Below are 25,045 nucleotides of genomic sequence, written 5' to 3' on the forward strand. Positions count from 1 at the left end.
ACATAAGGAACCCGTTGTATGGTCGCGGCTATTATTATTGGCGTTTTTCTGCTTAGCGTTTTTTATGCCCATTCCCGCGGTGTGGAAAAACAGACGTTATCGCGCCAGCTTTTCGATCACTCTACGTTTATGGCGCCGATTAATATGTTTATGACCGGCTTTTCAACGCTGCCGGCAAAACAGCCCTATTTTCCAGTAGACGATTTTCCCGAACTGCGTCAGCTCACCGAAAACTGGCAGGTGATCCGTGAAGAGGCGTTGCGCCTGCAGGATCATATCAAGGCGGCGCAAACAAACAACGACGCTGGTTTTAATACCTTTTTTAAACGCGGCTGGAAGCGCTTTTATCTGAAATGGTACAGCGATGCGCATCCTTCGGCGCGCGAACTCTGTCCGGTCACTACCGAACTGGTCAGTCGTATTCCTTCCGTGAAGGCGGCTATGTTCGCCGAACTGCCGGCGGGCAGCCATCTGGGCAAACATCGCGATCCCTATGCCGGATCGGTGCGCTACCATCTCGGTCTGCAAACGCCGAACGACGATCGCTGCTTTATTGAGGTCGATGGTCAGCGCCATAGCTGGCGCGACGGCGAGGCGGTGATTTTTGACGAAACCTATGTGCACTGGGCGCAAAACGAAAGCGAGCAAACGCGCATTATCCTGTTTTGCGATATCGAGCGGCCAATGAAGTGGCGCTGGGCGCAGGCGGTGAATCACTGGGTCGGCAGCTCGCTGATGTCAGCAGCCGCCTCGCCCAATGATGAAAACGACCGCACCGGCTTTATCAATCGCATTTTTAAATATGTCTATGCGCTGCGCGATGCGGGCCAGAATCTGAAGAAGCGCAACCGTAAATTCTACTACTGGGTCAAACACAGCCTGATCGCCGCGATATTCGCCCTGATTATCATTCCCAGCCTCTTCTTTTAATATTCACACTTGCTAAAACTTTAAACAGGCGGTTTAACAAGGAGTTAACCGCTTTTTTTATTTTCAGACTCAGGCTCCCGCTTTCCTTTGCCACACTTACTTTTTGTAGGGGATTAGCCGCGCCCGCAAGCGGCGCATTTATCAATAACGACAAAGAAGGAGCCATGTCATGAATTACCAGCCCGTCATCGCCTTAAAGGATCTGCCTGAGCGCCAGCCGACTAAAACGAAAATTGCCGATACCGACATCCTGCTGGTGCGCGACGGAGAGAAGGTGCGCGCTTATCAGGCCAAATGCCCTCATGCGGGCGCGCCGCTTGAGCAGGGCGCTATCTGCGGCGATAAGCTGATCTGCCCCTGGCATAAAGCCGTGTTTGCGCTGGAAGATGGCCATATGTGCGAGCCGCTGGCGCTGGCCGATCTCAAACAGTTTCCGCTTCGCGTCGAGAAGGGCATTGTGCAGGTCAATCCTAAAGCAATGTCATCGGCGACGCCCATCGGCAGCGGCGGCGACGCGCCGGTGTATGCCGTCCTCGGCGGCGGCGCGGCGGGCAGTGCGGCAATCTGGACGCTGCGGCGCGAAGGTTTTAAAGGCAAGGTGGTGCTGGTGGAGCGCGAGCCGGATGCGCCTTACGACCGCACGGCGCTGACGAAATTCGTTCCCTCCGGCAAGATGGATATCAAGGACGTGCCGCGTATTTTAAAAGAGGACATTTTGCAGCATGTGGATCGCGTGCAGGGCGAGGTGTCGCGTCTCGACACGCGTGAACAGCGTATCCACTTCGCTGACGGCGCGTCGCTCTTTTACGACAAGCTGCTTATCGCTTCCGGCGGCGTGCCGCAGCGTCCCGACCTGCCAGGCAGCGATCTGGCGGGCGTGCATCTGCTGCGTTCACGGGATCAGGCCGACGCGCTGCTGCAAGAGGTCGATCAGAGCCAGCAGCTGGTAATTATCGGCAACAGCTTTATCGGCATGGAGATGGCGTCGGCGCTGCGCAATCGCGATATCGAGGTCAGCGTGGTGGCGCGGCATCCACTGCCGTTTGCACGCCAGTTCGGCGAGCAGGTCGGGCGCTATTTCCGCGATCTGCACGGCAGCAACGGCGTTCACTTTGTGGATGGCGATCCGGCGGAGCTGGAGGGAGAACATCACGTGACCGGGCTGCGTATGCAGGATGGCCAACGCATCAAAGCGGACGTGGTGCTGCTGGCGACCGGCATCCGGCCCGCTACTGGTTTTATTCACGATCTACCGCTGCGAGAGGATGGCAGCCTGCTTGCCGACAGCCAGCTGCGCGTCAAGGAGAACGTCTGGGTGGCAGGGGATATCGCCAGCTATCTGACGCCGCAGGGGCCGCTGCGCATTGAGCACTATCGCGTCGCGCATCAGCAGGGACGCATCGCCGCTTTTAACATGCTGGACAAGCGCGTTATGTACGATCGCGTTCCCTTTTTCTGGACCACGCACTTCGGCACGCGCTACGAGTATCTCGGCCATGCGCAAGAGTGGGATGAGTACCGTTTGATCGGCTCGCTGGAGGAGAAAAAATTCATTGCGCTCTATGGTCAGCAGGGCAAGCTGGCGGCGGTCTTCTCCTGCGGCATGTATACGCTGACGGCGGCGCTGGTGCTGGAGATGCAGCAGCCGATGACGATGGGGCAGGCGCTGGCGGCAGTGGAAAGCCGACAGCAGGCGTAGCGACAGCGGGCGGAGCGGTTTGCCGCTCCGCCCGGCATACTATTTCTTGCTTAGCGCTTCAGACTTCGCCATGCACTGCTGCATCGCCTCCATCACGGCGGCGCGAAAGCCTTTCTCTTCCAGCACCTTCACCGCTTCGATAGTGGTGCCGCCAGGCGAGCAGACCATATCCTTCAGCTCGGCTGGGTGTTTGCCCGTCTCCAGCACCATCTGCGCCGAGCCTTTTACCGCCTGCGCAGCGAACTGGTAGGCCTGGGCGCGCGGCATGCCGCCGAGCACGGCGGCATCCGCCATCGCCTCGATAAACATAAATACGTAAGCCGGCGCGGAGCCGCTGACGCCGACTACCGAGTGGATCAGATACTCGCTGACCACGGCCGCTTTGCCGAAGCTCTCAAAAATCGACACCACTTCGTCGATCTCCGCCTGCTCAACCAGCACGTTAGGGGTGACAGAGGTCATGCCTTCGTTGACCAGCGCTGGCGTATTTGGCATCACGCGGACGATCTTGCGATCGTGGCCCAGCACCGTCGCCAGCGAGTCGAGCGTTACGCCCGCCGCGATAGAGACCACCAGCGCCTCTTTTTTCAGCTGGTTCGCCAGATCTTTCAGCACCTTCAGAATGACATTGGGTTTTACCGCGCCGAACAGAATATCCACCTCGCGCGCCAGCGCCTCGGCGCTCTCTGCGGCATGGATACCGTGCTCGCGCGCCAGCGCCTGGTTAGTCTCCGCTTTGCGGTCAAAAACCCAGATATTCGACGGCGCAACCTGGCCGCTTTTCACCAGACCGCCGATAATGGCTTTAGCCATATTGCCGCCGCCGATAAACCCAATTTTCTTCTCCAGCATCGCCGTATCCTTAAGAAAGTTCGAAAATCTTAACGTGTTAGCTTACTTCAGCCAGGATTAATAACAAGTCAGCAAGGAGAACACTGCATGGCAGATAATGAAAATGAAAGTCGGCACTACCCGGTTAAAGAGAATATGCCGTGGCAACGTATTGACTGGCGGATCCAGCATGCGGGTTTCGTGCTGCTGCTGCTGATCGTCTTTGCCGGCGCGGCAGGTCTTTTTTCAAAAGGATGGCTGAGCAATCAGAGCGTCAGCAGCGCGGATAAACGGCTGAGCGTGGATTATGAACGCTTCGGGCGGCGGGAAAGCAACATGGATATGACGCTGCGCTTAAAGCAGCTGCGCGGCGACTATTACCAGGTCCGACTACGCGGTCCGCAGCTGGACGATATTCAGCTGCAGACGCTCCAGCCGCAGCCGGACGACGCCTGGAGCACCGGTGATAGTCTGGTGCTGCGCTGGAAGCGGCGCGCCGATCAGCAGGACGCCACGGTCTGGATCGGCACGCAGGCGCAGGACTTTGGCCGCTATCGTTTGACTGTCACGCTGGACGAGACGTCAGACGTGCAGTTTAGTCAGTTTGTTTATCCTTAGGAGACCCACATGGAAACGGTTTTGCGCGCAGCCAGCATGTACCTGCTGTTAATGGTGGTGTTTAAAATCGCCGGACGGCGCACGCTAATGGAGATGACCTCGTTCGACCTGATTCTGCTGCTGATCATCAGCGAGGCGACGCAGCAGGCGCTGCTCGGGGATGATTTTTCCGTCACCGGCGCTGGACTGACTATCGTGACGCTTATTGTCATCGATATTTTGTTCGGCACCATGAAAACCCGCTTTCCGCGCGTCGAGCGGCTGATCGATGGCTCCTCGCTGATTCTGGTGGAGGAGGGCAAATTGCTGCGCCAGCGGGCGAAACGCGCGGGCGTAGACGAAGAGGATATTCTGCAAAGCGCGCGCAGCTCGCAGGGGCTGGAGCGACTGGACCAAATAAAGTTTGCCATTCTGGAGAAGACCGGCAAGATCTCCATTATTCCCAAAGAGTAAGGAAAGAAGATGGTTATCTGGGTTGATGCCGACGCCTGCCCCAACGTCATTAAAGAGGTGCTCTACCGCGCGGCGGACCGTACCAAAACGCAGGTGACCTTTGTCGCCAATCAGTCGCTGCGCGTTCCGCCGTCGCCCTGGCTAAAAACGCTGCGTGTGCCCGCCGGCTTTGACGTAGCGGATAATGAGATCGTAAAGCGGGTGGAGAAAGGCGATCTGGTGATAACCGCCGATATCCCGCTGGCGGCGGAAGTGCTGGAAAAAGGGGGCGAGGCGCTCAATCCGCGCGGCGAGCGCTATTCTCACGCCACTATCCGCGAAAAACTGACCATGCGCGACTTTATGGATACGATGCGCGCCAGCGGCGTGCAAACAGGCGGTCCGGCGGCCATGAGTCCGCGAGACCGCCAGCAGTTCGCTAATGCGCTCGACAGCTGGCTTACGCAGCGCCAGCGCTAAAGTCAGACGAAACTGTCGTCGTCGTCGTTAAAGTCGTCGAAGCTGTCGTTGCCGACATCGTTGAAGTCGTTATTGTCCGCGTAGTTGTTATCCCAGCCGTTGTTCTGGTCGAGAAAACCATTCCCGCCGCTGTTAAAGGTGTCGAGATTCTCATCCACCTGCGGCAACGGCGGTTCGTTGATAATATTGACGATCTCTTCCGGCTGCGACTGGTGGAACAGGCTGGTCAGCATATTCGCTGCCACTACGCCGCCTGCGACGCCGACCGCTGTTTGCAGCGCGCCGCCGAGAAAACCGGTGCCGCGCGCCGGAGCGGCTGGCGCATTATTATACTGTGGCGGCTGCTGCGCGTTGTTCCATGCAGGCTGCTGCTGTTGCTGCGGCGCGTTGTTCCATGCGGGCTGTTGCTGCTGCTGCGGCGCAGAGGGCTGTTGCCGCGAACCGCCGAACAGGCTCGACAGAAAACCACCGCTGCTCTGGTGCTGCGGCTGTTGCTGTTGCTGTTGCTGTTGCGCCAGGCGGTTCTCCAGCTCGGTAATGCGATCGTTGAGTTTCTTCATCGCAGCTTCCTGGATCAGGATCGCCTGCGCCATATAGTAGGGCGCGCCGGGCTGCTGCTGCAGATGTTCTTTAATCAGCTGTTCCGCCGCCGCGTCGCGGGGGCCGGTCTGGCTCTCGGCCTGTTTCAGTCGGCTGAACAGACCTTCAATCAATTGGTGTTCCTGGCTATACATGAGGGCTCTCCTGTTACGACTTAATAAGTATATGGGGGCGGGATGCGACAAAGTAAAATCCGCCAGGTAAGCAAATGTTGCCGCCGCTTGATCTTCCCCGATCTGCACGAAATACGCATGGTTAACCCGCTAAATTTTAATGAAATCTTTGTGAAATTGATAAAAGGATGCGCAATTCCTGCTTCGCGGGTGGAGGCTATAGCGGTTTCCAGTTATTATGCGTCGCATTATTAAGCGATACGCCGCGTTATACGGCCTGCAACGGCGGAGGAACTGCCCGATGTCTTTACCCATTTATCTGATCGGCGCGCGCGGCTGCGGCAAAACCACGGTGGGCGAGGCCTTATCACGCGCGCTGGGCTACGCCTTTCGCGATACCGACCATCATCTTCAGCTCAGCACGCAGCGCAGCGTCGCGCAGATTGTGGCGCAAGAGGGTTGGGAAGGCTTTCGTGCGCGAGAAACCGAGTCGCTGAAGGCAGTTACCGCGCCAGCGACCGTTATCGCCACCGGCGGCGGCATGGTGCTGGCGGAGCATAATCGTCGCTTTATGCGCGAGCAGGGGCGGGTGATCTGGCTCAGCGCGCCGTCGCATATTCTGGCGCAGCGGCTGGAGAGCCAGCCGGAAGCGGCACAGCGACCCACGCTGACCGGCCGTCCCATTGCCGAAGAGATGGGCGATATTTTGCGCGAGCGCGCGCACCTTTATCGCGACGCTGCACATCATGAAGTCAACGCCATGCAGGCCCCCGATCGGGTTATTGACGATATTCTCCAGTCGCTGTCGCTGGCGCGTGCCAGCTAATTGTTACGCTTTTCCCTCAGATTCTTCCCGCTTTCCCGCCTGGGTAGCGTAGCCTGGCTATACTGATTCTCTGACGGGAATCGTCTCGTCGTGTGGAATACGATCAGCCAGGAGGGATTGAATATGCCAACCAGACCACCTTATCCACGCGAAGCCCGCGTCGTCACCGTTGAGAAGGGACCGCCGGGCAGCACCGTAAAGTCATGGGAGTTACGTGCCGATCATCCATCGCCCAATACTTTAATTAGCGAACATACTACGGAAGCTGAAGCGCAGGATGCCAAAGTCCGTTATGAGGATGTGGAAAAAGAATAGGGCAATCTCTCTGGCAGGGACGCCAGCCTTCATTGTTATTTATCCTGCGTCTGCATTTGCTGTTATTCCCTGCATCTGAGCAGTAAATATCCCATCCATTCTGCTATTTCTCTTAACTGCCCTATAAAATCATTCTCCTTTGCCTCTCACCCTGTTATTTGACTGCGCCATATTTCCACTGGTCAAAATTGTCGCTTGACCCTTATTCCGTCGCGTTTTAGTTTTAGGGCATCGATACAGGAACTCAGTTCCATATAGTGAAACTCGCAATATGACCACACTCGAAAACGCTGCCGCGGTACTTAAGCTATTTCAGCAAAAAGGCGTATCGCAGGGGAACCCCGGGCTGACGTTTACCGATGTCGTGGAAGCGCTGCGGCTGCCGAAAAGCACCGTATCGCGACTGCTTGCCACGATGGAAAGTCAGGGAATGCTGGAGCGGGATGCGGACAGCCGTTGTTTTCATATTGGCCGCGTGCTGCTGTCGGTCGCCGGGCACTATCTCTCCGCGCCGCTGGTGGACAGCGCCTCGCCCGCGATGGCGCGGCTGGCGGATAAAACCGGCAGTATTGGCTATATCTCGCGCCTCGACGGGCGCGATCTGGTGGTGATGCGTATGTTTCACGGACGTCACTTCACCCAGCTGGTGACGCCGCCAGGAAGCCGCATGCTGGCGGCCGCGACCTCAACCGGCCGCGTGCTGCTGGCGCAGTTGAGCGAAGATGAGGTGCGCCAGCGCTACCACGATGCCTGGCAGACACTGCCGCCCAATTCGCCGCAAACGCTGGATGCGCTTTGCGCGCAGCTGGCGGAGATCCGCCGCCAGAACTGGTCGCTGGCGCGCAACGAAACATTGCCCGGCATCAGTTCGATCTCCGTCGCGCTGCATAATAAATATCACGGCGATACGGTGGCGCTTTGCCTTTCATTTTTATCGCAAGAAAATGCGCCAGGTTATCCGCCTGCGCTGCTGGAAGAATTACGCATAACGGCCAGTGACCTGGCCGAGAAATATGGCGCAACGCCACTCTGAATTCATTTTTTATCGGCGCAATACTTTCGCCACACCGGGAAAACGCCAGGCCTTCGGGCCTGTTTATTCACACTCACGGACGAAATAAAAAAACGACGTAAGCGAGCCTGATTCAGGCTCGCGAAGCGTCCATTCATTTCTACCGGCATTCCTGACGGGGACAATATGGAGAAGGTTAATCCAGTAAAACAGGCTGGCGTGGCGATAGTATTAATCGCCTTGTCGGTTGCGGGCGCGATTATCGGCGTGCAGCTTATTACCACCATCGGCGTAACGCCGAATACCTCTATTATCGGCGCGTTATTCGCCATGCTGCTGGCGCGTATTCCGCTGCAGGCGTTTCGCCGCTATCGCTCGATTGAAATTCAGAACCTCGCTCAAACCGCTATTTCTTCCGCCACTTTCGGCGCGGCGAACAGCTTATTAATGCCGATCGCCGTACCCTGGGCGCTGGGCCAGCCGCAGCTGGTATTGCCAATGTTTTGCGGCGTCAGCGCGGCGATGCTGCTGGACGCTTACCTGCTCTATCGTCTGTTCGATACCCGCGTGTTTCCTGCCAGCAACGCCTGGCCGCCGGGCGTGGCCGCGGCAGAGGCGATCAAAGCGGGCGACAGAGGCGGTCGTCAGGCCTGGCTGCTCGTGGCGGGCATCGTCGGCGGTATCGTTGGCTCGATGCTCAAGATCCCGATGTCCGCTTTCGGCACCGCTTTTATCGGTAACATCTGGGCGCTCGGTATGCTCGGGCTGGGCTTTCTGGTGCGCGCTTATGCGCAACCGGTTGCCGGCATCGATATCAACGCGCTCTACCTGCCACACGGCGTGATGGTCGGCGCAGGGCTGGTGGCGCTGATTCAGGTCGTTATGGTGATTCGCAGCCGCCGCAACGACGAGCAGAAAGTGAGTCGCGGCGGTAATGAGGTCAGGCGCGCGCTTGGCCTCGGCGGCGCGGGCTATTTAATCATTTCGGCGCTGCTGGCGCTGGCAGGCGGGCTGTGGAGCGAGATGAGCATCCCGATGCTGCTGCTGTTTGTGTTTTACGCCGCCTTCGCCGCTTTTGTGCATGAGCTGATCGTCGGCATCGCCGCGATGCACTCCGGCTGGTTCCCGGCGTTCGCCGTGGCGCTCATTACGCTGATCGTCGGCATTCTGCTTGGCTTTCCGCCACTGGCGCTCTGCCTGCTGTGCGGCTTCACCGCGGCGACCGGACCCGCCTTCGCCGATATGGGCTATGACCTTAAAGCAGGCTTTATTCTGCGCGGCAACGGCGCGGATCTGCAGCAGGAGCTGTGGGGGCGCCGCATTCAGCTGATCGCCGCCATGATCGCCTTTCTTGTCTCGATTCCCGTCGTCTGGTACGCGCACAACCTGTTCTTTGCGGAAAACCTGCTGCCGCCCGTTGCGCGCGTCTACGCTAAAACCATCCAGGCGGGCGCCGAGCCCGGTATCGCCGGCAGCCTGCTGATGTGGGCGATTCCAGGCGCCATTATTCAGCTGATCGGCGGGCCTAAGCGCCAGCTCGGCGTACTGCTCGCCACCGGCTTGCTGATCAATAACGCGATGGCCGGCTGGGCGGTTGTGGTGGGTATTGCGCTGCGCATCGTCATTATTCGCGTATGGGGCGAACGCGGCCGCTCGCCGATGGAGGTGATGGCGGCAGGCTTTATCGCCGGCGACGCTCTCTACAGCTTCTTTAACTCGCTGTTTGCCAGCGGAAAAAAATAATTAAGGAATCCCATGAGTCTGCATCAGACATTACAGGTCTTTGAGTTATTCGACAGCGCTTTCGTTGATGGTCAGCAGGTGGTGGATCTCTTCAGCGCCTTTCCCGGCGCTAAGGCCAGCTATAAACGCGTCAGCGGGCCGAAAGGGCGCACCGATTTCGTTCGCATCGACATTCCGGGCGCGCAGGGCAAAGCCAGCGGCGGCAGCGCGCCGACGCTGGGTATTATCGGCCGTCTTGGCGGCATCGGCGCGCGCCCGACGCGTATCGGTATGGTTTCTGACGCCGATGGCGCCGTCGCGGCGGTGACCAGCGCGCTGAAGCTGGCGCTGATGCAGACCAAAGGCGACGTGCTGGCGGGCGACGTCATTGTTACCACTCATATCTGCCCGGATGCGCCGACGCGTCCGCACGAGCCGGTGGATTTTATGGATTCGCCTATCGACGATGTCACCATGAACGATAATGAAGTGGTGCAGGAGGTAGACGCCATCCTGTCGATTGATACCACCAAAGGCAACCGCATTATCAATCACAAAGGGTTCGCGCTTTCGCCTACGGTAAAAGAGGGTTATATCCTGCGCGTGTCGGACGATCTGCTGCGCATTATGGAGATGACCACCGGCCGTCCGGCGGTGACCTTCCCGATTACCACCCAGGACATTACTCCTTACGGCAACGGCATTTATCACCTGAACAGCATTCTGCAACCCTCTACCGCGACCAATGTGCCGGTCGTGGGCGTGGCGATCACCGCCGAGTCGGTAGTACCGGGCTGCGGCACCGGCGCGAGCCATGAAGTGGATATCGCGGCGGCGGCGAAGTTTGCGGTGGAAGTGGCGAAGGAATTTGGCCGTGAGACCTGCCATTTCTACGACGCGGACGAATATAGCCGTTTGCTGGCGTTGTATGGTAGTTTGAGCCACCTGCGTAAACGAGACTAACGATGACGAAATCCCTGGTTACGCTGACCATTGGTCAGTCGCCGCGCAGCGATATCATGCCGCTGCTGACAGAGTTTTTACCGAGCGAGCATACCGACCATGTCGGCCTGCTGGACGGGCTGAGCGAGGCGGAGATCGCCGCGCGCTTCGCGCCTGACGAGCATGACGGCGTGCTGGTATCGCGTTTGCAGAACGGCGCGCAGGCGCGGCTGGCCACGGCGAAGGTAGAGCAGGGACTGCAGGCGAAAATCGACGCGCTGGAAGCGGAGGGCTACGACACGATCCTGCTGCTCTGCACCGGCGAGTTCGGCGCGCTGAAGACTCAAAGCGCACTGCTGCTGGAGCCCGACCGCATTATCCCGCCGCTGGTTTCCGCTATTGTGCAGGACCATCAGGTCGGCATCGTGGTGCCGGTGGAGGAGCAGATCCAACAGCAGGCGAATAAATGGCGCAATCTGAAGCATCGCCCCTGTTTCGCCGTCGCCAGCCCCTACATCCCTGATAATGAGAAGCTCACCGATGCCGCGCTCTCGCTGCAGGAGCAGGGCGCGGATGTCGTGGTGCTCGACTGCATCGGCTATAACCAGACGCATCGCGACTTTTTGCAGAAGCTGCTCGGCATTCCGGTGCTGCTCTCTAACGTGCTGGTGGCTAAACTCGCCGCGGAGCTTATCGTCTAATCCCCGCGCGATCACAAACCCAGAGGCGAAGCTGCAATTCGCGTGACAGATCAGCGAGTTCCGCTCTACACTGCCAGACACCTTAATGTGCTGTGAGGAAGTAACATGCTCAATGTAAGTGAGTATTTTGACGGAAAAGTGAAATCTATTGGTTTCGACAGTGCGAGCACCGGTCGTGCCAGCGTTGGCGTGATGGCGGAAGGGGAATACACCTTTGGCACGGCGCAACCGGAAGAGATGACGGTGGTGAGCGGATCGCTGAAGGTACTGCTGCCGGGCGAGACCGAGTGGCAATGGTTTGAAGCGGGTTCGGTATTCAACGTGCCGGGCCACAGCGAGTTTCATCTGCAGGTGGGCGAGCCGAGCTCCTATCTCTGCCGCTATCTGAAAGACTAAAAAAAGGGCCGCAACGCGGCCCTTTCTTTTTAGCGTTGCGCTTCGCCACCCAGCGCTTCCACCAGATTGCTGGTGAGCGCGGCGAGCTCGCTGGTCATCAGGATAAAATCAGCGTCGAAACGCTGAGCGAAATCTTCGCGGTCGATATCGTCATTCTGCTCGCGCAGCGTGTCGCTGAATTTCAGGCGCTTCACCGAACCGTCATCCGCCAGCACGAACTGAATGCGCTCCTGCCAGTCGAGCGCCAGTTTGGTTACCATTTTGCCCGCTTCGATATGGTTGGCGATCTCATCGCACACCAGATCCTGCTTTTTGCAGCGGATCACGCCGCCATCTTCCAGCAGCGCCTTCAGCTCTGCTTCGTCCATCAGGGCGAAACCAGCGGGCAGGTCGCCGGAGCGCACCCACTCGGTGAGCGTCAGCTCAATAGGTTTTTCCAGGGTCAGCGGCACCACCGGCAGGGAACCCAGGCTCTTACGCAGCAGCGCCAGCGTATCTTCCGCTTTTTTCGCGCTGGCGCAGTCGACCATAATCAAGTTGTTAACGGTGTCGATCCAGAGAAAGGTCTGGCTGAAACGGCTGAAGGCGCGCGGCAGCAGGCTGTGCAGCACTTCATCTTTCAGAGAATCTTTTTCGGTCTTCTTCAGCTTGCGGCTCTGCTCCGCCTCCAGCTTGCTGATCTTCGCCTCCAGCGCCTGTTTCACCACCGGCGACGGCAGGATTTTTTCCTCTTTACGGGCGCAGATCACAATCTGGCCGTTGTTCACATGGGTCAGCGCATCGCTGCGGTTACCCATCGGCGACACCCAGCCGGTTTTACTCATATCCTGACTGCCGCAGGGCGAGAACGTGTACGCCTCAAGCTGCTTTTCCATATCGTCTGCCGAGAGGGGAATGTCCCGATTGAGACGATAAACCATCATATTTTTAAACCACAACATCACAATTCCTTACCGGGGCGCGCGATCTGGCGCACAAGTCGAGAGGTCAGCGCGCATGATAGCGAAACATCGGAGCGGTTTCATTGCCTTTCCCCGACGCCGCTCCTAATGTATCTCTCACCCTGACCAGGAATGAGGAATAACACGTGCGTATAGGTATTGATTTGGGCGGCACCAAAGTTGAAGTGATCGCCCTGTCTGACGAGGGAATTGAGCTGTTTCGCCACCGCGTGGATACGCCGCGCGACGACTACGCCGCCACGGTAAAGGCAATTGCCGACCTGGTGCATCTCGCCGAAGCGAAGACCGGCCAGACCGGCAGCGTCGGCGTCGGCATTCCCGGCACGATTTCGCCATACACGCACCTTGTGAAAAACGCCAACTCCACCTGGCTCAACGGCCAGCCGCTGGATCGCGATCTGGCGCTGGCGCTGCAGCGTGAGGTGCGCATCGCCAATGACGCCAACTGTCTGGCGGTTTCCGAGGCGGTGGACGGTGCGGGCGCGGGCCAGCCTCTGGTGTTTGCGGTGATCATCGGCACCGGATCGGGCGCGGGCGTGGCGATCGGCGGTGAGGCACGCATCGGCGGCAACGGCAACGCGGGCGAGTGGGGCCACAACCCGCTGCCGTGGATGGACGAAGAGGAGCTGCGCTACCGCGAGGAAGTGCCATGCTACTGCGGGCTGAAGGGGTGTATCGAGACCTTTGTCTCCGGCACAGGCTTCGCCACCGATTACCGGCGGCTGAGCGGGCAGGCGCTGCGGGGCGCGGAGATCGTCAGGCTGATCGCGCAGCAGGATCCGATCGCCGAGCAGGCAATGCGCCGCTACGAAACCCGGCTGGCGAAGTCGCTGGCGCAGGTAGTAAACCTGCTGGATCCAGATGTGATCGTACTCGGCGGCGGCATGAGCAATAACGATCGTCTCTATCAGAACGTGCCGACGCTGATGAAGCAGTGGGTATTCGGCGGAGAGTGCGAAACGCCGGTGCTGAAGGCAAAACACGGCGATTCAAGCGGGGTGCGCGGCGCGGCCTGGCTGTGGCCGCTAAGCCGCTAAAAGGTTAAGCGTGACGCGTTACTGCGCCGAGCCGAAGGCGAACTGCCAGTCCTCCGGCACGCCGACCGGCGGCAGCGGCAGGTTGCGCGCGCTGCTTACCTGCTGCCAGGCGCGCAGGCAAAGCGCCTCGTCGCCTTCGGTGCGCAGCACGCTGTAGCCGCCGTCGGCGCGGCGGTGCGCCGAAACCAGACAGGTCCGCCCCGGATAGCGCGGCGCGACGGTGCTGTTAAAGGTGCCCATCAGCTGCTGCTGAACGTCGCGTAAATAGTTGCACTGCGCCGCCGAGTAGTGGCGGTCGCAGGCGAGATCGCTTTGCGGTTTGCTGCTGCATCCCGCCAGCAGCGCGCTGGCGAGCAGCAGCGCCATGCCTGTTTTCATTACGCCTCCTGAGCGCGGGGCAGCTCCAGTTTGCTGTAGCCTAGCCCGTTAATCTTGCGCACCCGGATCTGCACCGGAATGCGCTCTTTCATCGCCTCGACATGGCTGATAACGCCGATGGTTTTGCCGCTGGCGTTGAGCGCGTCCAGCGCGTCCAGCGCGGTGTCGAGCGTTTCGGCGTCCAGCGTACCGAAGCCCTCATCGAGAAACAAAGATTCTATGCGCGTTTTCACGCTGACTAAATCTGAAAGCGCCAGCGCCAGCGCAAGGCTGACCAGAAAACTTTCGCCGCCGGAAAGCGTGCGCGTATCGCGCGCGGCGTCGGCCTGCCAGGTATCGATCACGTCCAGCTCCAGCGCGTCGCTGGCGCGGCGTTGCAGCAGATAGCGGCCGTGCAGCCGATCAAGCTGGCGGTTGGCGAGCGCCACCAGGTGATCCAGCGTCAGTCCCTGCGCGAAGCGGCGGAACTTATCGCCGCTGGCGGAGCCGATCAAATCATTCAGCTGACCCCACTGCTCAAGCGCCGCTTCATCTTCCTCTATCTGGGTCATCAGGCTTTGCTGCTGTTCGCGCAGGCGCGCATCGCTCTGCAGCTGCTGCTGAGCTTCGCCCTGCTGACGCGCATTGTCGCGCAGCGCCAGACGCAGCTGCTCAAGCTGCGCCTCCAGCGCGGCGGCGCTCTGCGGCGTCTCCTCTGGCTGGCTTTGCTGATGCGTCGCCCGACGCTGCGACAGCTGCTGCCGCTGTGCCTGCAGGGCGTGTCGCTGCTGCTCAAGCTGCTGCATCTGGCTTCGCAGCGCACGCGCCTCCTCTTCATCAAGCAGCGCGGCGCGCAGGCTGGCCTCATCGCTGAAGCCGGCGGCGGCCAGCGCGGCACTGAGTTGCTGCTGCGCCGCACTCAGCGACTGAGTGACTTTGACCTGCTGCGCGTCGAGTTCCGCCGCGCGTCCCGCCAGCTGGCTGAGCTGGCCCTGCGTTTTTTGCAGCGCCTCCAGCGCGGCGGAGAGCGCGGCCTCCTGCTGCTGGAGCTGCGCCTGCGCCTGTCGCCGCGCCGCAGCGACGTCGCGATCGCCAAACAGCGCCTGCCGGGCCGCGCGCTGCTGCGTCAGCGTCGCCTCGGTTTGCGCGCGCAGCTGTTGCAGGGTATCGAGCCGCTGACGCTCGCTCTCCACGCGCTGCTGCAGGCTGGCGCACTGCGCTTCGGCGCGCGCCAGCTGCGGTTGTAGCTCGGCGAGCCGCTGCTCGCTCTCAGTCCAGCGCCGCCAGCGCTGCTGCTGCTGTTGCAGCCAGCCGTCGCGCGTCGCGGCATCGGGCAGGGCGACTCCCGCACCGGCCAGTTCCTGCTGCAGTGCGTCGCTGCGCTCCCGCCATTCGCGCTCCTCCTGCTCCAGACGCTGCGCCAGCGCTGTGGCGCTCTCCTGCAGGTTAGTGAGCGTTTGCTGGGCCAGTTGAAGCTGCTGCTGATGCTGCTGCAGCGCCTGCTGATGTCGCAGGTACTCATCTTTCGCCTGCTGACGCTGGCGCGCGGCGGCCTCCTGCTGACGGACAAGCTGCTGCAGCGCCTGTTCCTCGCTGCTCTGCTGCTGCTGCCAGGCGGCCAGCGCGGCGCTGTCGCCCGCATCGAATGTAAGCGCCAGCTCACTCTGTAGGGCCTGCCACTGCTGATTTAGCGCGTCCAGCTGCTGGGTTTCTGCGGCAAGCTCTTCCTGCAGTCGTTGCTGTTCGGCTTTCGCCTGCTTAACGGCCTCGCCTTTTTTAATGCCCTGTTCGCGCAGCGCCTCGACCTGCTGTTCCTGATCGGCCAGACGACGCTGATTCTCGCTCAGCTCCAGCGCAGCGTAGCGCTCCACCGCCGGATGCTGGCAGGAGCCGCACAGGGGGCAGGGCTGCTCCGGCTCAAGGCGTGCGCGCCAGGCCGCCAGATCGGCGATATGCTGCTCCAGCTCGCAGATTTTTTTGATATCGGCCAGCGCCGCTTTTTCGCGTGCAAAGGTCGCGCGTAGCGTTTGCAGCGTCTCGTCATCCTGCCGCAGCGTCTTTTCCAGCGCGGCGAGGCGCTGCTGACGCGCGGAGATATGCTGCTGCAGCGGCGTCCACTGCGAGGCCAGCACCGCCAGCTGCTGGCGCAGCGGGCGGCTCGCCTCAAACTGCGCCTGACGGGCCTGCAGCGCCTGTGGCGGATGGGTCTGCTCTGACGCGGCCTGCGCCTGTTCCGCCCTCTGCAGCGCGTCGGCCGCCTGCCGCTCGGCGTGGCTCAGCGGCGTCGCCTGCTGCTGCAGCTGCGCGATATTCGTCTGCCGCTGCGCCAGCGTCTGCTGCTGCTGACGCTGCTGCTCACGAAGCGATTCCAGCGCGGTTTCCCGCTGCGCCAGCTGGGCGAAACGCTCCTGCCACAGCGCCAGCGAAGGGCCCCACTGCGGCAGCGTGCCCTGATCCGCGCGCCACTGCTGCTGCTCCGTCAGCGCCGCCTGTAACTGCTCCCGCTGCGCCGTTTCCTGCTGCAGCGCCTTCTGGCTTTGCGTCAGCGCCTGCTGCTGCTGGTCAGCTTCCCGCTGCTGTTGCTGCGCCTGCGCGAGCAGGGCGGCGATCTGCTGATCGAGCGGGATCACCTGTTCCGTCAGCAGCGTCTCCTGCGCCTGCTGCTCGCGCAGCGCGGCGTCGCGCGCCGCCTGGGCTGCGTCACGGCGCTGCTGGTCGCTTTTTGTCTGCTGTTCGATGGCCTGACGCTGCTGCACCAGCTGCTGCTGCGTCTGCTGCAGATGTTGCTGTTCATGCAGCAGGCTGTCGCGCTGGACGAGCTTATCGCGCAGCTTCTCCGCCGGTTCGCTGCGCGCCAGACGCTGGCGATCCGCTTCCGCGCCGAGCCAGGCCTGCTCCGCCGTGTCCAGCGCCGCCTGCGCGGCCTGAATATCGCTGTCCAGCTGCTCTGCCTGGGTCAGCCACTGATGCTGCTGATGCAGGCGCGTGTTCTGCTGAGTAAGCGCCTGCTCCGCTTCGGTCAGCGTCGCCAGCTGCTGCTGCAGCGCGTCGCGCGCGTCAGCGTCGAGCAGCGTCAGAGTGCCGGCGCGGCTGCGCAGGTTCTCCAGCGCCAGCCGCGCCGCCTTGTGACGTTCATAGATGGCGACGGAGATCTGGCCGTAGATTTCGGTACCGGTCAGCTCTTCCAGCAGTTCGGCGCGCTCGCCGGGCTTCGCATTCAGGAAGGCGGCGAACTGCCCCTGCGACAGCATCATCGAGCGGGTAAAGCGCTCAAAATCGAGACCCGACAGCGACTCAATCAGCTTTAGTTTATCATTTACCTTATCCGCGAAAATTTTGTCGTCGACGCAGCGCGCCAGCTCGACGCGCGGCGCCTGCAGCTTGCCGTCGGCCGCGCCGCGCGCGCGGTTCTGGCTCCAGAAGGCGCGCCAGGCTTCGCCTTTGATCTCAAACTCTACTTCGGCGAGGCATTCGGCGGTATCGCGCGTCATCAGCCCGTTTTGCGTCTGCGACAGCACGCCGAGGCGCGGCGTCTGGTGATAAAGCGCCAGGCAGATGGCGTCAAGCAGGGTGGTTTTGCCTGCGCCTGTTGCGCCGGTAATGGCGAACAGGCCGTTGCTGGCGAAGGGTTCGGCGCGAAAGTCGATAAACCATTCGCCTTTCAGCGCATTAAGGTTTTTAAAGCGCAGCGTGAGGATCTTCATTCACTCTCCTCAAGGGACGCAAGGGTGGAACGGAACAGGTCGCTGAGGCGCGCTTGCCGCGTCTCATCAATATCTTCCGCCAGCGCGATGCGGCGGGCGAAGACCTCTTCTACCTTTAGCTCGCTCAGGGTTTCGTTTTTCAGCTGCGCCAGGCTGTGCTGACGCTGTTCGCGGCTGCGGCGCAGCAGCAAAACTTCGACCGGCAGCTCAGCGGTCAGCGCTTCGATGCGGCGCTGCAGATCGCTGAGAAACTCCTCGGTGGTGACCTCAATATCGAGCCATACCGGCTTCTCGCCTTCATGGGCGGCGAAAGGTGCCAGCTGGGCTTCGATCTGCGCCAGCGAGCCTTTCAGCATTTTCATTGGCTGGAACGGCGGTACCGGCAGCGCTGTGACGTTTTGTAAGCCTGCGTTATCCAGCTCCACTAAAAACACGCTCTTTTCGCTGCCGAGCTCGTCGAAGCTGAGCGGTAGAGGCGAGCCGCTGTAGCGGATATGATCGCTGTTGGCGACGCGCTGGGCGCGGTGGATATGGCCGAGCGCCACGTAATCGACGTCGGGAAAAGCTGACGCGGGAAAGGCGTCGAGCGTGCCGATATAGATATCGCGCACTGAGTCGCTTTTGCTGACGCCGACGGTGGTGAGGTGGCCGGTGGCGATCACCGGCAGCGTCAGCGGATGCGCGCGCGCCGCGTCGACGCTGCGCTGATAATGCGCGGCTATCGCTTCCAGCAGGCTGAGCTGCTTCTCGCGCCCCGACTGGCCCGGCCGGCTGCGCATAATGTCGCGCGGACGCAGATAGGGAATGGCGCACAGGAGCGCGCCCGGCTCGCCGGCGCGATCCCGCAGCAGCAGCAGGTTATGATCCGCCTGCGGCGTGGTGATCACCTGGGTATTGAGACAGGCGAGCAGCGCGCGCGACTCGTTGAGCGTGGCGACCGAGTCGTGGTTGCCCGCCAGCACCACCAGCTGGCAGCCGGTGGGCTGCAGCGCCACCACGAAACGGTTAAAAAGTTCACGCGCGTAGCTTGGCGGCGTGCCGCTATCAAAGAGATCGCCTGCGACGATCAGCGCATCGACCTGATGCTCTTCAATGCGCGCCAGCAGCCACTCCAGAAAAGCCTGGTGCTCCGCCGCCCGGCTCTTGTTATAGAAAAACTGACCGAGGTGCCAGTCCGCGGTGTGAATGATGCGCATAAAACTCCCTGCCGTAACGGTTTGCCGGACGATTATACCGGCTATGGCGCAAAAGCGAAAAAAGCCGCGCCGGCTGTCATAAAGCAGTGTTAAAGCGCTGATTAAGCGGCTATGTTTTTCATAAAAGTGTCATAAATCTGACGCATAATGGCGCCGCATATAACGGTGACAGCGGTCACATCAGCAGGAGTTACAATGGCTAAGCGCATTTTGGTTGTGGAAGATGAAGCCCCTATCCGTGAAATGTTGTGCTTCGTTCTGGAGCAGAACGACTACCAGCCCATCGAGGCCGAGGATTATGACAGCGCGGTAGGGAAACTGATTGAGCCCTGGCCAGATTTGATTCTGCTGGACTGGATGTTGCCGGGCGGCAGCGGTATTCAGTTTATTAAACATCTTAAGCGCGAAGCGCTGACCCGCGATATTCCGGTGATGATGCTGACGGCGCGCGGCGAAGAGGAAGATCGCGTACGCGGTCTGGAAGTGGGCGCAGACGACTACATCACCAAGCCTTTCTCGCCGAAAGAGCTGATGGCGCGTATCAAGGCGGTGATGCGCCGTATTTCGCCAATGGCGGTGGAAGAGGTGATTGAGATGCAGGGCCTGAGTCTGGACCCTTCGTCGCACCGCGTGATGTCGGAGTCAACGCCGCTGGAAATGGGGCCGACCGAATATAAACTGCTGCACTTCTTTATGACGCATCCAGAGCGCGTCTACAGCCGCGAACAGCTGCTGAACCACGTCTGGGGCACCAATGTGTACGTAGAGGATCGCACCGTTGACGTGCATATCCGCCGCTTACGTAAGGCGCTGGAAGTTTCCGGCCATGACCGCATGGTTCAAACCGTTCGCGGTACGGGGTATCGTTTCTCCGCCCGCTACTAAACGGAGCCTTAACCGTGCTGGAACGACTCTCCTGGAAGAGATTGCTCTCTGAGCTGGCGCTGGCGTCTCTGCCCGCGCTGATTATCGGGCTGATTTTCGGTTATCTGCCCTGGTTACTGCTGATTAGCGCCCTGGCGGTGCTGCTGTGGCACTTTCACAATCTGATGCGCCTGTCGCACTGGCTGTGGGTGGATCGTACCATGACGCCCCCAACGGGCCAGGCGAGCTGGGAGCCGCTGTTTTACGGCCTTTATCAGATGCAGCTGCGCAACCGGCGGCGGCGGCGCGAGCTGGGCAATCTGATTAAGCGCTTTCGCAGCGGCGCCGAGACGCTGCCCGACGCGGTGGTGCTGACCACGGAAGAGGGCACCATTTTCTGGTGCAACGGGCTGGCGCAGCAGCATCTTGGCTTGCGCTGGCCGGAAGATAACGGGCAGAACATCCTTAACCTGCTGCGCTATCCCGAATTCTCCCGCTACATCCGCCAGCGCGATTTCAATAAGCCGCTCACCTTAATCCTGAATAACCAGCACCATATGGAATTCCGCGTTATGCCCTATAGCGAAGGGCAGTGGCTGATGGTGGCGCGCGACGTCACGCAGATGCACCAGCTGGAGGGCGCGCGCCGCAACTTTTTCGCCAACGTCAGCCACGAGCTGCGCACGCCGCTTACGGTGCTGCAGGGCTATCTGGAGATGATGAACGACTCGGTAATGAACGAGCGCTCGCGCGGCAAGGCGCTGCAGACTATGCAGGAGCAGACGCGCCGGATGGACAGCCTGGTGCGCCAGCTACTGACGCTGTCGCGTATCGAGGCCGCGCCAGCGATCGATATGAAAGAGACGGTAGACGTGCCGATGATGCTGCATCTGCTGCAGCGCGAAGCGGAGACGCTGAGCAGCGGCCGCCACGAGATCCATTTTCATACCGACCCGCATCTCAAGGTGCTCGGCGATGACGATCAGCTGCGCAGCGCCATCTCTAACCTGGTCTATAACGCGGTGAACCATACGCCGGAAGGCACCCGTATCGACATCAGCTGGCTGCGCAACCGGCAGGGCGCGCAGTTTAAGGTATGCGACAACGGGCCTGGTATTCCGGCTGAGCATCTGCCGCGCCTGACGGAGCGCTTCTACCGCGTAGATAAGGCGCGCTCGCGCGCAACCGGCGGCAGCGGGCTGGGACTGGCGATCGTCAAGCACGCCCTCAGCCACCATAACGCGCGGCTGGAGATCACCAGCATTCCCGATAAAGAGACCTGTTTTACCTTTACGCTGCCGTCGAGGTTGATCGTCAGCGCGGGATTGCAGGAGAATGCCGTCCATTAACCGTTAATGGAATCTTTCATGCGCGCCTTGCTGCTGTTGCTTTCACTTTTTATGCCCGCGATGACGCTGGCGGCGCCGCAGCCCGAAATGCTGACCGGCAACCTCAGCAGCGTCGGCTCAGACACGCTGGGCACGCTGATGATGCTATGGAGCGAGGATTTCAGCGCGCTGGCGCCGGGCGTGAATTTGCAGGTGCAGGCCTCTGGCTCTTCCACCGCGCCGACCGCGCTGGCGGCAGGCGCCGCGCAGCTAGGCCCGATGAGCCGTCCCATGCAGGCGGAAGAGCGACAAACCTTTCAGGCGCGCTATGGCTATGCGCCTCTCGCCGTACCGGTGGCGCTCGACGCGCTGGTGGTGGTGGTCAATCAGCGCAACCCGCTGACGCAGATCGATATGCGCCAGCTGGACGCTATTTTTTCCGTGACGCGCCTGTGCGGCGCGACTCAGGTGCCAACGCGCTGGGGCGATATGGGCGAGCGCCAGCCCGACTGGGCGCGCCGACCGATCCAGCGCTACGGGCGCAATTCCGCCTCGGGGACCTGGGGATTCTTTAAACAGCAGGCGCTGTGCAACGGCGATTTTCGTTCTGACGTGGCGGAGTTTCCCGGCTCAGCGGCTGTGGTACAGGCGGTCGCCGCTAATCCGCGCAGCATCGGCTACGCCAGCTTCGGCTTTCATCTCAGCGGTGTGAAGATGCTCGCTGTAGTCGATGCGCAGGGCGCGGCGGTCGCACCGGACGCCGACTCTATCCGCAGCGGGCGCTATCCCTGGGCGCGCCCGCTCTATATCTACGTTAATAAACCCCCTGGCAAACCACTGCCGCCGCTGGTAAATGCCTTTTTGCATCAGGTGCTCTCGCCGCAGGGGCAGCAGCGAGTCAGCGAGGCAGGCTATCTGCCGTTATCGGCGGCGCAGCGCGCGCAGGCGCTGGCGGCGATTGAAGCGCAGTGAACGCTAACATGAATTTTTTTCATCACAGCTGAAATTTCTTCTGTTGCAGATGAACCGCGCTCATGTCACTCTGTTTCCAGACGTTTAGCCATCCAGATGGCTGCACATAACTTAGCGAAATTATTCCCTGCCGTAATTAACGGTCAGGGTGTCAGGAGTGAAGATGACCGTACAGACCGCCCCCTTCCGCGCCGATACCGTCGGCAGCTTCCTGCGTCCCGCCGCGATTAAAAATGCGCGCGAGCAATATGCCGCTGGGCAGATCGATAAAATCGAGCTGACCCGTGTCGAAGATGAAGCGATTCGCGACGTCGTCAGCAAGCAGATCGCCAACGGTTTGCAGGTGGTGACCGACGGCGAATTCCGCCGCGCCTGGTGGCACTTCGACTTTTTCGGCGGGCTGGAGGGCGTTGAGCTGTTCGAAGCTGAGCAGGGCATTCAGTTTAACGGCGTGCAGACCAAAGCACACGGCGTGCGCGTTGTGGGCAAGCTGGGCTTTCGCGATCACCCGATGCTGCAGCATTTCCGGTTCCTGCAAAGTATCGCAGGCAATGCAGTACCGAAGATGACTATTCCCAGCCCGAGCGTGCTGCACTTCCGCGGCGGCCGCAAGGTGATCGACGAGACCGTTTATCCCGATCTGGCGGACTACTTTGACGATCTGGCCGAAACCTATAAAACAGCGATTAAAGCCTTTTACGATGCGGGCTGCCGCTATCTGCAGCTGGATGATACCGTCTGGGCCTATCTCTGCTCGGAAGATCAGAAGCGTCAGATCCGCGAGCGCGGCGACGATCCTGAGCAGCTGGCGCATACTTATGCCCGCGTGCTTAACAAGGCGCTGGAGGGCAAGCCTGCCGATCTGACCGTGGGTCTGCATGTCTGTCGCGGCAACTTCCGCTCCACCTGGATTTCCGAAGGCGGCTATGAGCCGGTAGCGGAGATCCTGTTCGGCGGCGTGAACATCGACGCTTTCTTCCTGGAGTATGATAACGAGCGCTCCGGCGGCTTTGAGCCACTACGCTTTATCAAGCCGGGCCATCAGAAAGTGGTGCTGGGTCTGGTGACCACCAAAAACGGCGAGCTGGAAGATCCGGCGCAGGTGAAAGCGCGTCTGCAGGAAGCAGCGAAGTTCGTCAGCCTTGACCAGATCTGCCTTAGCCCGCAATGCGGCTTCGCCTCGACCGAAGAGGGCAACAGCCTGAGCGAAGAGCAGCAGTGGGCGAAGATCCGCCTGGTGGTCGATATCGCCGGTCAGGTGTGGTAACGCTGTAAAATTGTGCAAACAGGCGCGTAATACGCGCCTTTTGTGCATAGCAACGGGCGTCAATGCTGAAATTTCCCACGCGCTGCGGTAAAAATAAGCACATCATCTGATGCCCTGTGGTGATATAACCGCGGTTTTCACTGCTTTTCTTCTGTTTTCCGCCATAACCTTCCGGTTTTCCGATCCCGTATTGCCTTTCTCCGCTATAAACGTTCTACTAACGGCCGTTGTCGCATCATCCCCCTTGTGAACAGAACAAAAGCAGCTTAAATCACCTGCGCGATTCGATTACAGCAAGCACAATGCTCTGGCATCGTGTGCTAAATCGTTGTCATTGCGCGGTTTGGGGACAACAGAAACCCAACTTCCACCGCAACACTCGTAACAGGCTATACAGTTGTATGACACACCGCTTAACCTCGAAGGATATCCTCGCGCTGGGCTTCATGACGTTCGCCCTGTTTGTTGGCGCGGGTAACATTATTTTCCCGCCGATGGTCGGTATTCAGTCAGGCGAACACGTCTGGACCGCCGCCATTGGTTTCCTGCTCACCGCTGTTGGCCTGCCAGTCATGACCGTTATCGCGCTCGCGCGCGTCGGCGGCGGCATTGACGCGCTCAGTTCGCCTATCGGCAAGGCCGCAGGCCTGCTGCTGGCGACCGTCTGCTATCTGGCGGTCGGCCCGCTGTTCGCCACGCCGCGTACTGCGACCGTCTCATTTGAAGTGGGCATCGCTCCGCTGACCGGCGACGGCGCGCTGCCGCTGTTCATTTACAGCCTTATCTACTTTGCGCTGGTGATCGCCATTTCGCTCTATCCGGGCAAGCTGCTGGATACCGTGGGCCACTTCCTGGCGCCGCTGAAAATCGTGGCGCTGACGGTGCTCGGCGTTGCGGCGCTGATCTGGCCGGCGGGTACCATCGCGCCTGCCACCGAAGATTATCAGCGCGCCGCCTTCTCCAGCGGCTTCGTTAACGGTTATCTCACTATGGATACTCTTGGCGCGCTGGTATTCGGCATCGTTATCGTTAATGCGGCGCGTTCGCGCGGCGTTGAGAGCGCCAGCCTGCTGACGCGTTACACGGTGATGGCGGGACTTATCGCGGGCGTCGGCCTGACGCTGGTCTACCTCAGCCTGTTTAAGCTCGGCAACGGCAGCGGCGCGCTGGTGGCACAGAGCGCGAACGGCGCGGCAATCCTGCATGCTTATGTACAGCAGACCTTCGGCGGCATGGGCAGCTTCTTCCTTGCGGCGCTGATTTTCGTCGCCTGCATGGTGACGGCGGTCGGCCTGACCTGTGCCTGTGCGGAATTTTTTGCGCAACACCTGCCGTTGTCGTATAAAGCACTGGTCTTTATTCTGGGTCTGTTCTCGATGGTGGTGTCAAACCTCGGCCTGAGCCATCTGATTCAGATTTCGATTCCCGTGCTGACGGCGATCTATCCGCCTTGCATTGTGCTGGTTGTGCTGAGTTTCACCCTTAACTGGTGGAACAAGAGCAGCCGCCTGATTGCGCCGACCATGCTGGTCAGCCTGATCTTCGGCATCATCGACGGGGTGAAAACCACCAGCTTTAAAGATATGCTGCCCGCGTTCTGCCAGCAGCTGCCGCTGGCGGACCAGGGACTCGCCTGGTTGCCGCCCGCGCTGGTGATGCTGCTGATCGCGGCGATTGTGGATCGCGTGAAAGGACGCGAGCAGGTTAGCGTTCACTCGTAACCGCCACAGCTGTTTTCTCC

General features: G+C 60.3%; 24 protein-coding genes. 18 read left to right on the plus strand and 6 right to left on the minus strand.

Translation table 11 applies throughout. The features are described from left to right. Positions 1-18: 18 nt before the first annotated feature. Positions 19-930, plus strand: a complete 912-nt coding sequence (lpxO, locus tag D7S44_RS00670) for a lipid A hydroxylase LpxO (protein ID WP_120451233.1) — start codon at positions 19-21, stop codon at positions 928-930. A gap of 169 nt (positions 931-1,099) precedes the next feature. Continuing rightward, positions 1,100-2,629, plus strand: a complete 1,530-nt coding sequence (locus tag D7S44_RS00675; protein ID WP_120451234.1) for an FAD-dependent oxidoreductase — start codon at positions 1,100-1,102, stop codon at positions 2,627-2,629. 39 nt (positions 2,630-2,668) lie between these two features. On the opposite strand, the gene proC is transcribed toward D7S44_RS00675, so the two are convergent. Beyond that, a complete protein-coding gene (gene proC, locus D7S44_RS00680) occupies positions 2,669-3,481 on the minus strand; it encodes a pyrroline-5-carboxylate reductase (protein WP_120451235.1) in 813 nt (270 codons plus the stop codon). A gap of 87 nt (positions 3,482-3,568) precedes the next feature. Between proC and D7S44_RS00685 the strand changes: the two genes are divergently transcribed. The 3 genes from D7S44_RS00685 to D7S44_RS00695 are packed head-to-tail and all read left to right on the plus strand — an operon-like array spanning position 3,569 to position 4,990. Further along, the gene (locus D7S44_RS00685; RefSeq protein ID WP_120451236.1) at positions 3,569-4,078 is read left to right on the plus strand and encodes a hypothetical protein; all 510 of its coding nucleotides are present in this window, start codon (positions 3,569-3,571) and stop codon (positions 4,076-4,078) included. 9 nt (positions 4,079-4,087) lie between these two features. Then, positions 4,088-4,531: a DUF421 domain-containing protein gene (locus D7S44_RS00690; protein ID WP_120451237.1), complete on the plus strand. Its 444-nt coding sequence runs from the start codon at positions 4,088-4,090 to the stop codon at positions 4,529-4,531. A 9-nt stretch (positions 4,532-4,540) separates the two neighbouring features. Then, positions 4,541-4,990 carry a YaiI/YqxD family protein gene (locus D7S44_RS00695; RefSeq protein ID WP_120451238.1) on the plus strand — a complete coding sequence of 150 codons (450 nt, stop codon included), beginning with the start codon at positions 4,541-4,543 and terminating at the stop codon, positions 4,988-4,990. A 2-nt stretch (positions 4,991-4,992) separates the two neighbouring features. On the opposite strand, the gene D7S44_RS00700 is transcribed toward D7S44_RS00695, so the two are convergent. Further along, positions 4,993-5,724 (minus strand): DUF2076 domain-containing protein, encoded by a 732-nt coding sequence (locus D7S44_RS00700; RefSeq protein WP_120451239.1) that lies wholly within the window; start codon positions 5,722-5,724, stop codon positions 4,993-4,995. Positions 5,725-6,004: 280 nt separating this feature from the next. On the opposite strand from D7S44_RS00700, the gene aroL reads away from it, so the two are divergent. The 7 genes from aroL to ppnP all read left to right on the plus strand — a co-directional run bounded on the left by aroL (position 6,005) and on the right by ppnP (position 11,617). Continuing rightward, entirely contained in the window at positions 6,005-6,529 is a 525-nt protein-coding gene (gene aroL, locus D7S44_RS00705; RefSeq protein ID WP_120451240.1) for a shikimate kinase AroL, read from the plus strand. Between the two features lie 123 nt (positions 6,530-6,652). Next, the gene (locus D7S44_RS00710) at positions 6,653-6,844 is read left to right on the plus strand and encodes a YaiA family protein (RefSeq protein WP_120451241.1); all 192 of its coding nucleotides are present in this window, start codon (positions 6,653-6,655) and stop codon (positions 6,842-6,844) included. A gap of 271 nt (positions 6,845-7,115) precedes the next feature. Next, the gene (locus D7S44_RS00715) at positions 7,116-7,877 is read left to right on the plus strand and encodes an IclR family transcriptional regulator (protein WP_120451242.1); all 762 of its coding nucleotides are present in this window, start codon (positions 7,116-7,118) and stop codon (positions 7,875-7,877) included. 165 nt (positions 7,878-8,042) lie between these two features. Then, entirely contained in the window at positions 8,043-9,599 is a 1,557-nt protein-coding gene (locus D7S44_RS00720) for an OPT/YSL family transporter (RefSeq protein ID WP_120451243.1), read from the plus strand. A gap of 12 nt (positions 9,600-9,611) precedes the next feature. Further along, complete coding sequence (locus D7S44_RS00725) at positions 9,612-10,541, plus strand: DUF1177 domain-containing protein (RefSeq protein ID WP_120451244.1); 930 nt, start codon at positions 9,612-9,614, stop codon at positions 10,539-10,541. A gap of 2 nt (positions 10,542-10,543) precedes the next feature. Continuing rightward, positions 10,544-11,221, plus strand: coding sequence for an AroM family protein (locus D7S44_RS00730; protein WP_120451245.1), 678 nt, complete (start codon positions 10,544-10,546; stop codon positions 11,219-11,221). Between the two features lie 105 nt (positions 11,222-11,326). Continuing rightward, the gene (gene ppnP, locus D7S44_RS00735) at positions 11,327-11,617 is read left to right on the plus strand and encodes a pyrimidine/purine nucleoside phosphorylase (protein WP_081139266.1); all 291 of its coding nucleotides are present in this window, start codon (positions 11,327-11,329) and stop codon (positions 11,615-11,617) included. Between the two features lie 29 nt (positions 11,618-11,646). Here ppnP and rdgC read toward each other — a convergent pair whose 3' ends face one another. After that, positions 11,647-12,558 carry a recombination-associated protein RdgC gene (gene rdgC, locus D7S44_RS00740; RefSeq protein ID WP_120451246.1) on the minus strand — a complete coding sequence of 304 codons (912 nt, stop codon included), beginning with the start codon at positions 12,556-12,558 and terminating at the stop codon, positions 11,647-11,649. A 146-nt stretch (positions 12,559-12,704) separates the two neighbouring features. Here rdgC and mak point away from each other — a divergent pair, with 146 nt between their 5' ends. Then, entirely contained in the window at positions 12,705-13,616 is a 912-nt protein-coding gene (mak, locus tag D7S44_RS00745; protein WP_120451247.1) for a fructokinase, read from the plus strand. An 18-nt stretch (positions 13,617-13,634) separates the two neighbouring features. On the opposite strand, the gene D7S44_RS00750 is transcribed toward mak, so the two are convergent. Genes D7S44_RS00750 through sbcD form a run of 3 tightly spaced genes read right to left on the minus strand, consistent with a single transcriptional unit; the run spans position 13,635 to position 18,873 of the window. After that, positions 13,635-13,994, minus strand: coding sequence for a cell envelope integrity protein TolA (locus D7S44_RS00750; RefSeq protein WP_120451248.1), 360 nt, complete (start codon positions 13,992-13,994; stop codon positions 13,635-13,637). Continuing rightward, a complete protein-coding gene (locus tag D7S44_RS00755; RefSeq protein ID WP_120451249.1) occupies positions 13,994-17,677 on the minus strand; it encodes an AAA family ATPase in 3,684 nt (1,227 codons plus the stop codon). The genes D7S44_RS00750 and D7S44_RS00755 overlap by 1 nt, the downstream gene beginning before the upstream one ends. Continuing rightward, complete coding sequence (gene sbcD / locus D7S44_RS00760) at positions 17,674-18,873, minus strand: exonuclease subunit SbcD (protein WP_120451250.1); 1,200 nt, start codon at positions 18,871-18,873, stop codon at positions 17,674-17,676. Before sbcD ends, D7S44_RS00755 begins: the two co-directional genes overlap by 4 nt. A 195-nt stretch (positions 18,874-19,068) precedes the next feature. Between sbcD and phoB the strand changes: the two genes are divergently transcribed. The 5 genes from phoB (at position 19,069) to brnQ (ending at position 25,025) form a co-directional block, all read left to right on the plus strand. Continuing rightward, a complete protein-coding gene (gene phoB, locus D7S44_RS00765; protein WP_033788773.1) occupies positions 19,069-19,758 on the plus strand; it encodes a phosphate response regulator transcription factor PhoB in 690 nt (229 codons plus the stop codon). Between the two features lie 14 nt (positions 19,759-19,772). Further along, positions 19,773-21,086 (plus strand): phosphate regulon sensor histidine kinase PhoR, encoded by a 1,314-nt coding sequence (phoR, locus tag D7S44_RS00770; RefSeq protein WP_120451251.1) that lies wholly within the window; start codon positions 19,773-19,775, stop codon positions 21,084-21,086. A gap of 18 nt (positions 21,087-21,104) precedes the next feature. Next, entirely contained in the window at positions 21,105-22,037 is a 933-nt protein-coding gene (locus D7S44_RS00775; protein WP_120452821.1) for a PstS family phosphate ABC transporter substrate-binding protein, read from the plus strand. A 163-nt stretch (positions 22,038-22,200) separates the two neighbouring features. Next, the gene (locus D7S44_RS00780) at positions 22,201-23,304 is read left to right on the plus strand and encodes a cobalamin-independent methionine synthase II family protein (protein WP_120451252.1); all 1,104 of its coding nucleotides are present in this window, start codon (positions 22,201-22,203) and stop codon (positions 23,302-23,304) included. A 401-nt stretch (positions 23,305-23,705) separates the two neighbouring features. Beyond that, positions 23,706-25,025 carry a branched-chain amino acid transporter carrier protein BrnQ gene (gene brnQ / locus D7S44_RS00785; RefSeq protein ID WP_120451253.1) on the plus strand — a complete coding sequence of 440 codons (1,320 nt, stop codon included), beginning with the start codon at positions 23,706-23,708 and terminating at the stop codon, positions 25,023-25,025. The last annotated feature ends 20 nt before the right edge of the window (positions 25,026-25,045 follow it).

The sequence above is a fragment of the Pantoea piersonii genome, assembly GCF_003612015.1.
Lineage (GTDB): Bacteria > Pseudomonadota > Gammaproteobacteria > Enterobacterales > Enterobacteriaceae > Pantoea > Pantoea piersonii.

Excerpts from the sequence above, each read along its gene's own strand:
- lpxO (WP_120451233.1), top strand. The coding sequence starts at position 19 with ATGGTCGCGGCTATTATTATTGGCGTTTTTCTGCTTAGCGTTTTTTAT.
- D7S44_RS00675 (WP_120451234.1), top strand. The coding sequence starts at position 1,100 with ATGAATTACCAGCCCGTCATCGCCTTAAAGGATCTGCCTGAGCGCCAG.
- proC (WP_120451235.1), bottom strand. The coding sequence starts at position 3,481 with ATGCTGGAGAAGAAAATTGGGTTTATCGGCGGCGGCAATATGGCTAAA.
- D7S44_RS00685 (WP_120451236.1), top strand. The coding sequence starts at position 3,569 with ATGGCAGATAATGAAAATGAAAGTCGGCACTACCCGGTTAAAGAGAAT.
- D7S44_RS00690 (WP_120451237.1), top strand. The coding sequence starts at position 4,088 with ATGGAAACGGTTTTGCGCGCAGCCAGCATGTACCTGCTGTTAATGGTG.
- D7S44_RS00695 (WP_120451238.1), top strand. The coding sequence starts at position 4,541 with ATGGTTATCTGGGTTGATGCCGACGCCTGCCCCAACGTCATTAAAGAG.
- D7S44_RS00700 (WP_120451239.1), bottom strand. The coding sequence starts at position 5,724 with ATGTATAGCCAGGAACACCAATTGATTGAAGGTCTGTTCAGCCGACTG.
- aroL (WP_120451240.1), top strand. The coding sequence starts at position 6,005 with ATGTCTTTACCCATTTATCTGATCGGCGCGCGCGGCTGCGGCAAAACC.
- D7S44_RS00710 (WP_120451241.1), top strand. The coding sequence starts at position 6,653 with ATGCCAACCAGACCACCTTATCCACGCGAAGCCCGCGTCGTCACCGTT.
- D7S44_RS00715 (WP_120451242.1), top strand. The coding sequence starts at position 7,116 with ATGACCACACTCGAAAACGCTGCCGCGGTACTTAAGCTATTTCAGCAA.
- D7S44_RS00720 (WP_120451243.1), top strand. The coding sequence starts at position 8,043 with ATGGAGAAGGTTAATCCAGTAAAACAGGCTGGCGTGGCGATAGTATTA.
- D7S44_RS00725 (WP_120451244.1), top strand. The coding sequence starts at position 9,612 with ATGAGTCTGCATCAGACATTACAGGTCTTTGAGTTATTCGACAGCGCT.
- D7S44_RS00730 (WP_120451245.1), top strand. The coding sequence starts at position 10,544 with ATGACGAAATCCCTGGTTACGCTGACCATTGGTCAGTCGCCGCGCAGC.
- ppnP (WP_081139266.1), top strand. The coding sequence starts at position 11,327 with ATGCTCAATGTAAGTGAGTATTTTGACGGAAAAGTGAAATCTATTGGT.
- rdgC (WP_120451246.1), bottom strand. The coding sequence starts at position 12,558 with ATGTTGTGGTTTAAAAATATGATGGTTTATCGTCTCAATCGGGACATT.
- D7S44_RS00750 (WP_120451248.1), bottom strand. The coding sequence starts at position 13,994 with ATGAAAACAGGCATGGCGCTGCTGCTCGCCAGCGCGCTGCTGGCGGGA.
- D7S44_RS00755 (WP_120451249.1), bottom strand. The coding sequence starts at position 17,677 with ATGAAGATCCTCACGCTGCGCTTTAAAAACCTTAATGCGCTGAAAGGC.
- sbcD (WP_120451250.1), bottom strand. The coding sequence starts at position 18,873 with ATGCGCATCATTCACACCGCGGACTGGCACCTCGGTCAGTTTTTCTAT.
- phoB (WP_033788773.1), top strand. The coding sequence starts at position 19,069 with ATGGCTAAGCGCATTTTGGTTGTGGAAGATGAAGCCCCTATCCGTGAA.
- D7S44_RS00775 (WP_120452821.1), top strand. The coding sequence starts at position 21,105 with ATGCGCGCCTTGCTGCTGTTGCTTTCACTTTTTATGCCCGCGATGACG.
- D7S44_RS00780 (WP_120451252.1), top strand. The coding sequence starts at position 22,201 with ATGACCGTACAGACCGCCCCCTTCCGCGCCGATACCGTCGGCAGCTTC.
- brnQ (WP_120451253.1), top strand. The coding sequence starts at position 23,706 with ATGACACACCGCTTAACCTCGAAGGATATCCTCGCGCTGGGCTTCATG.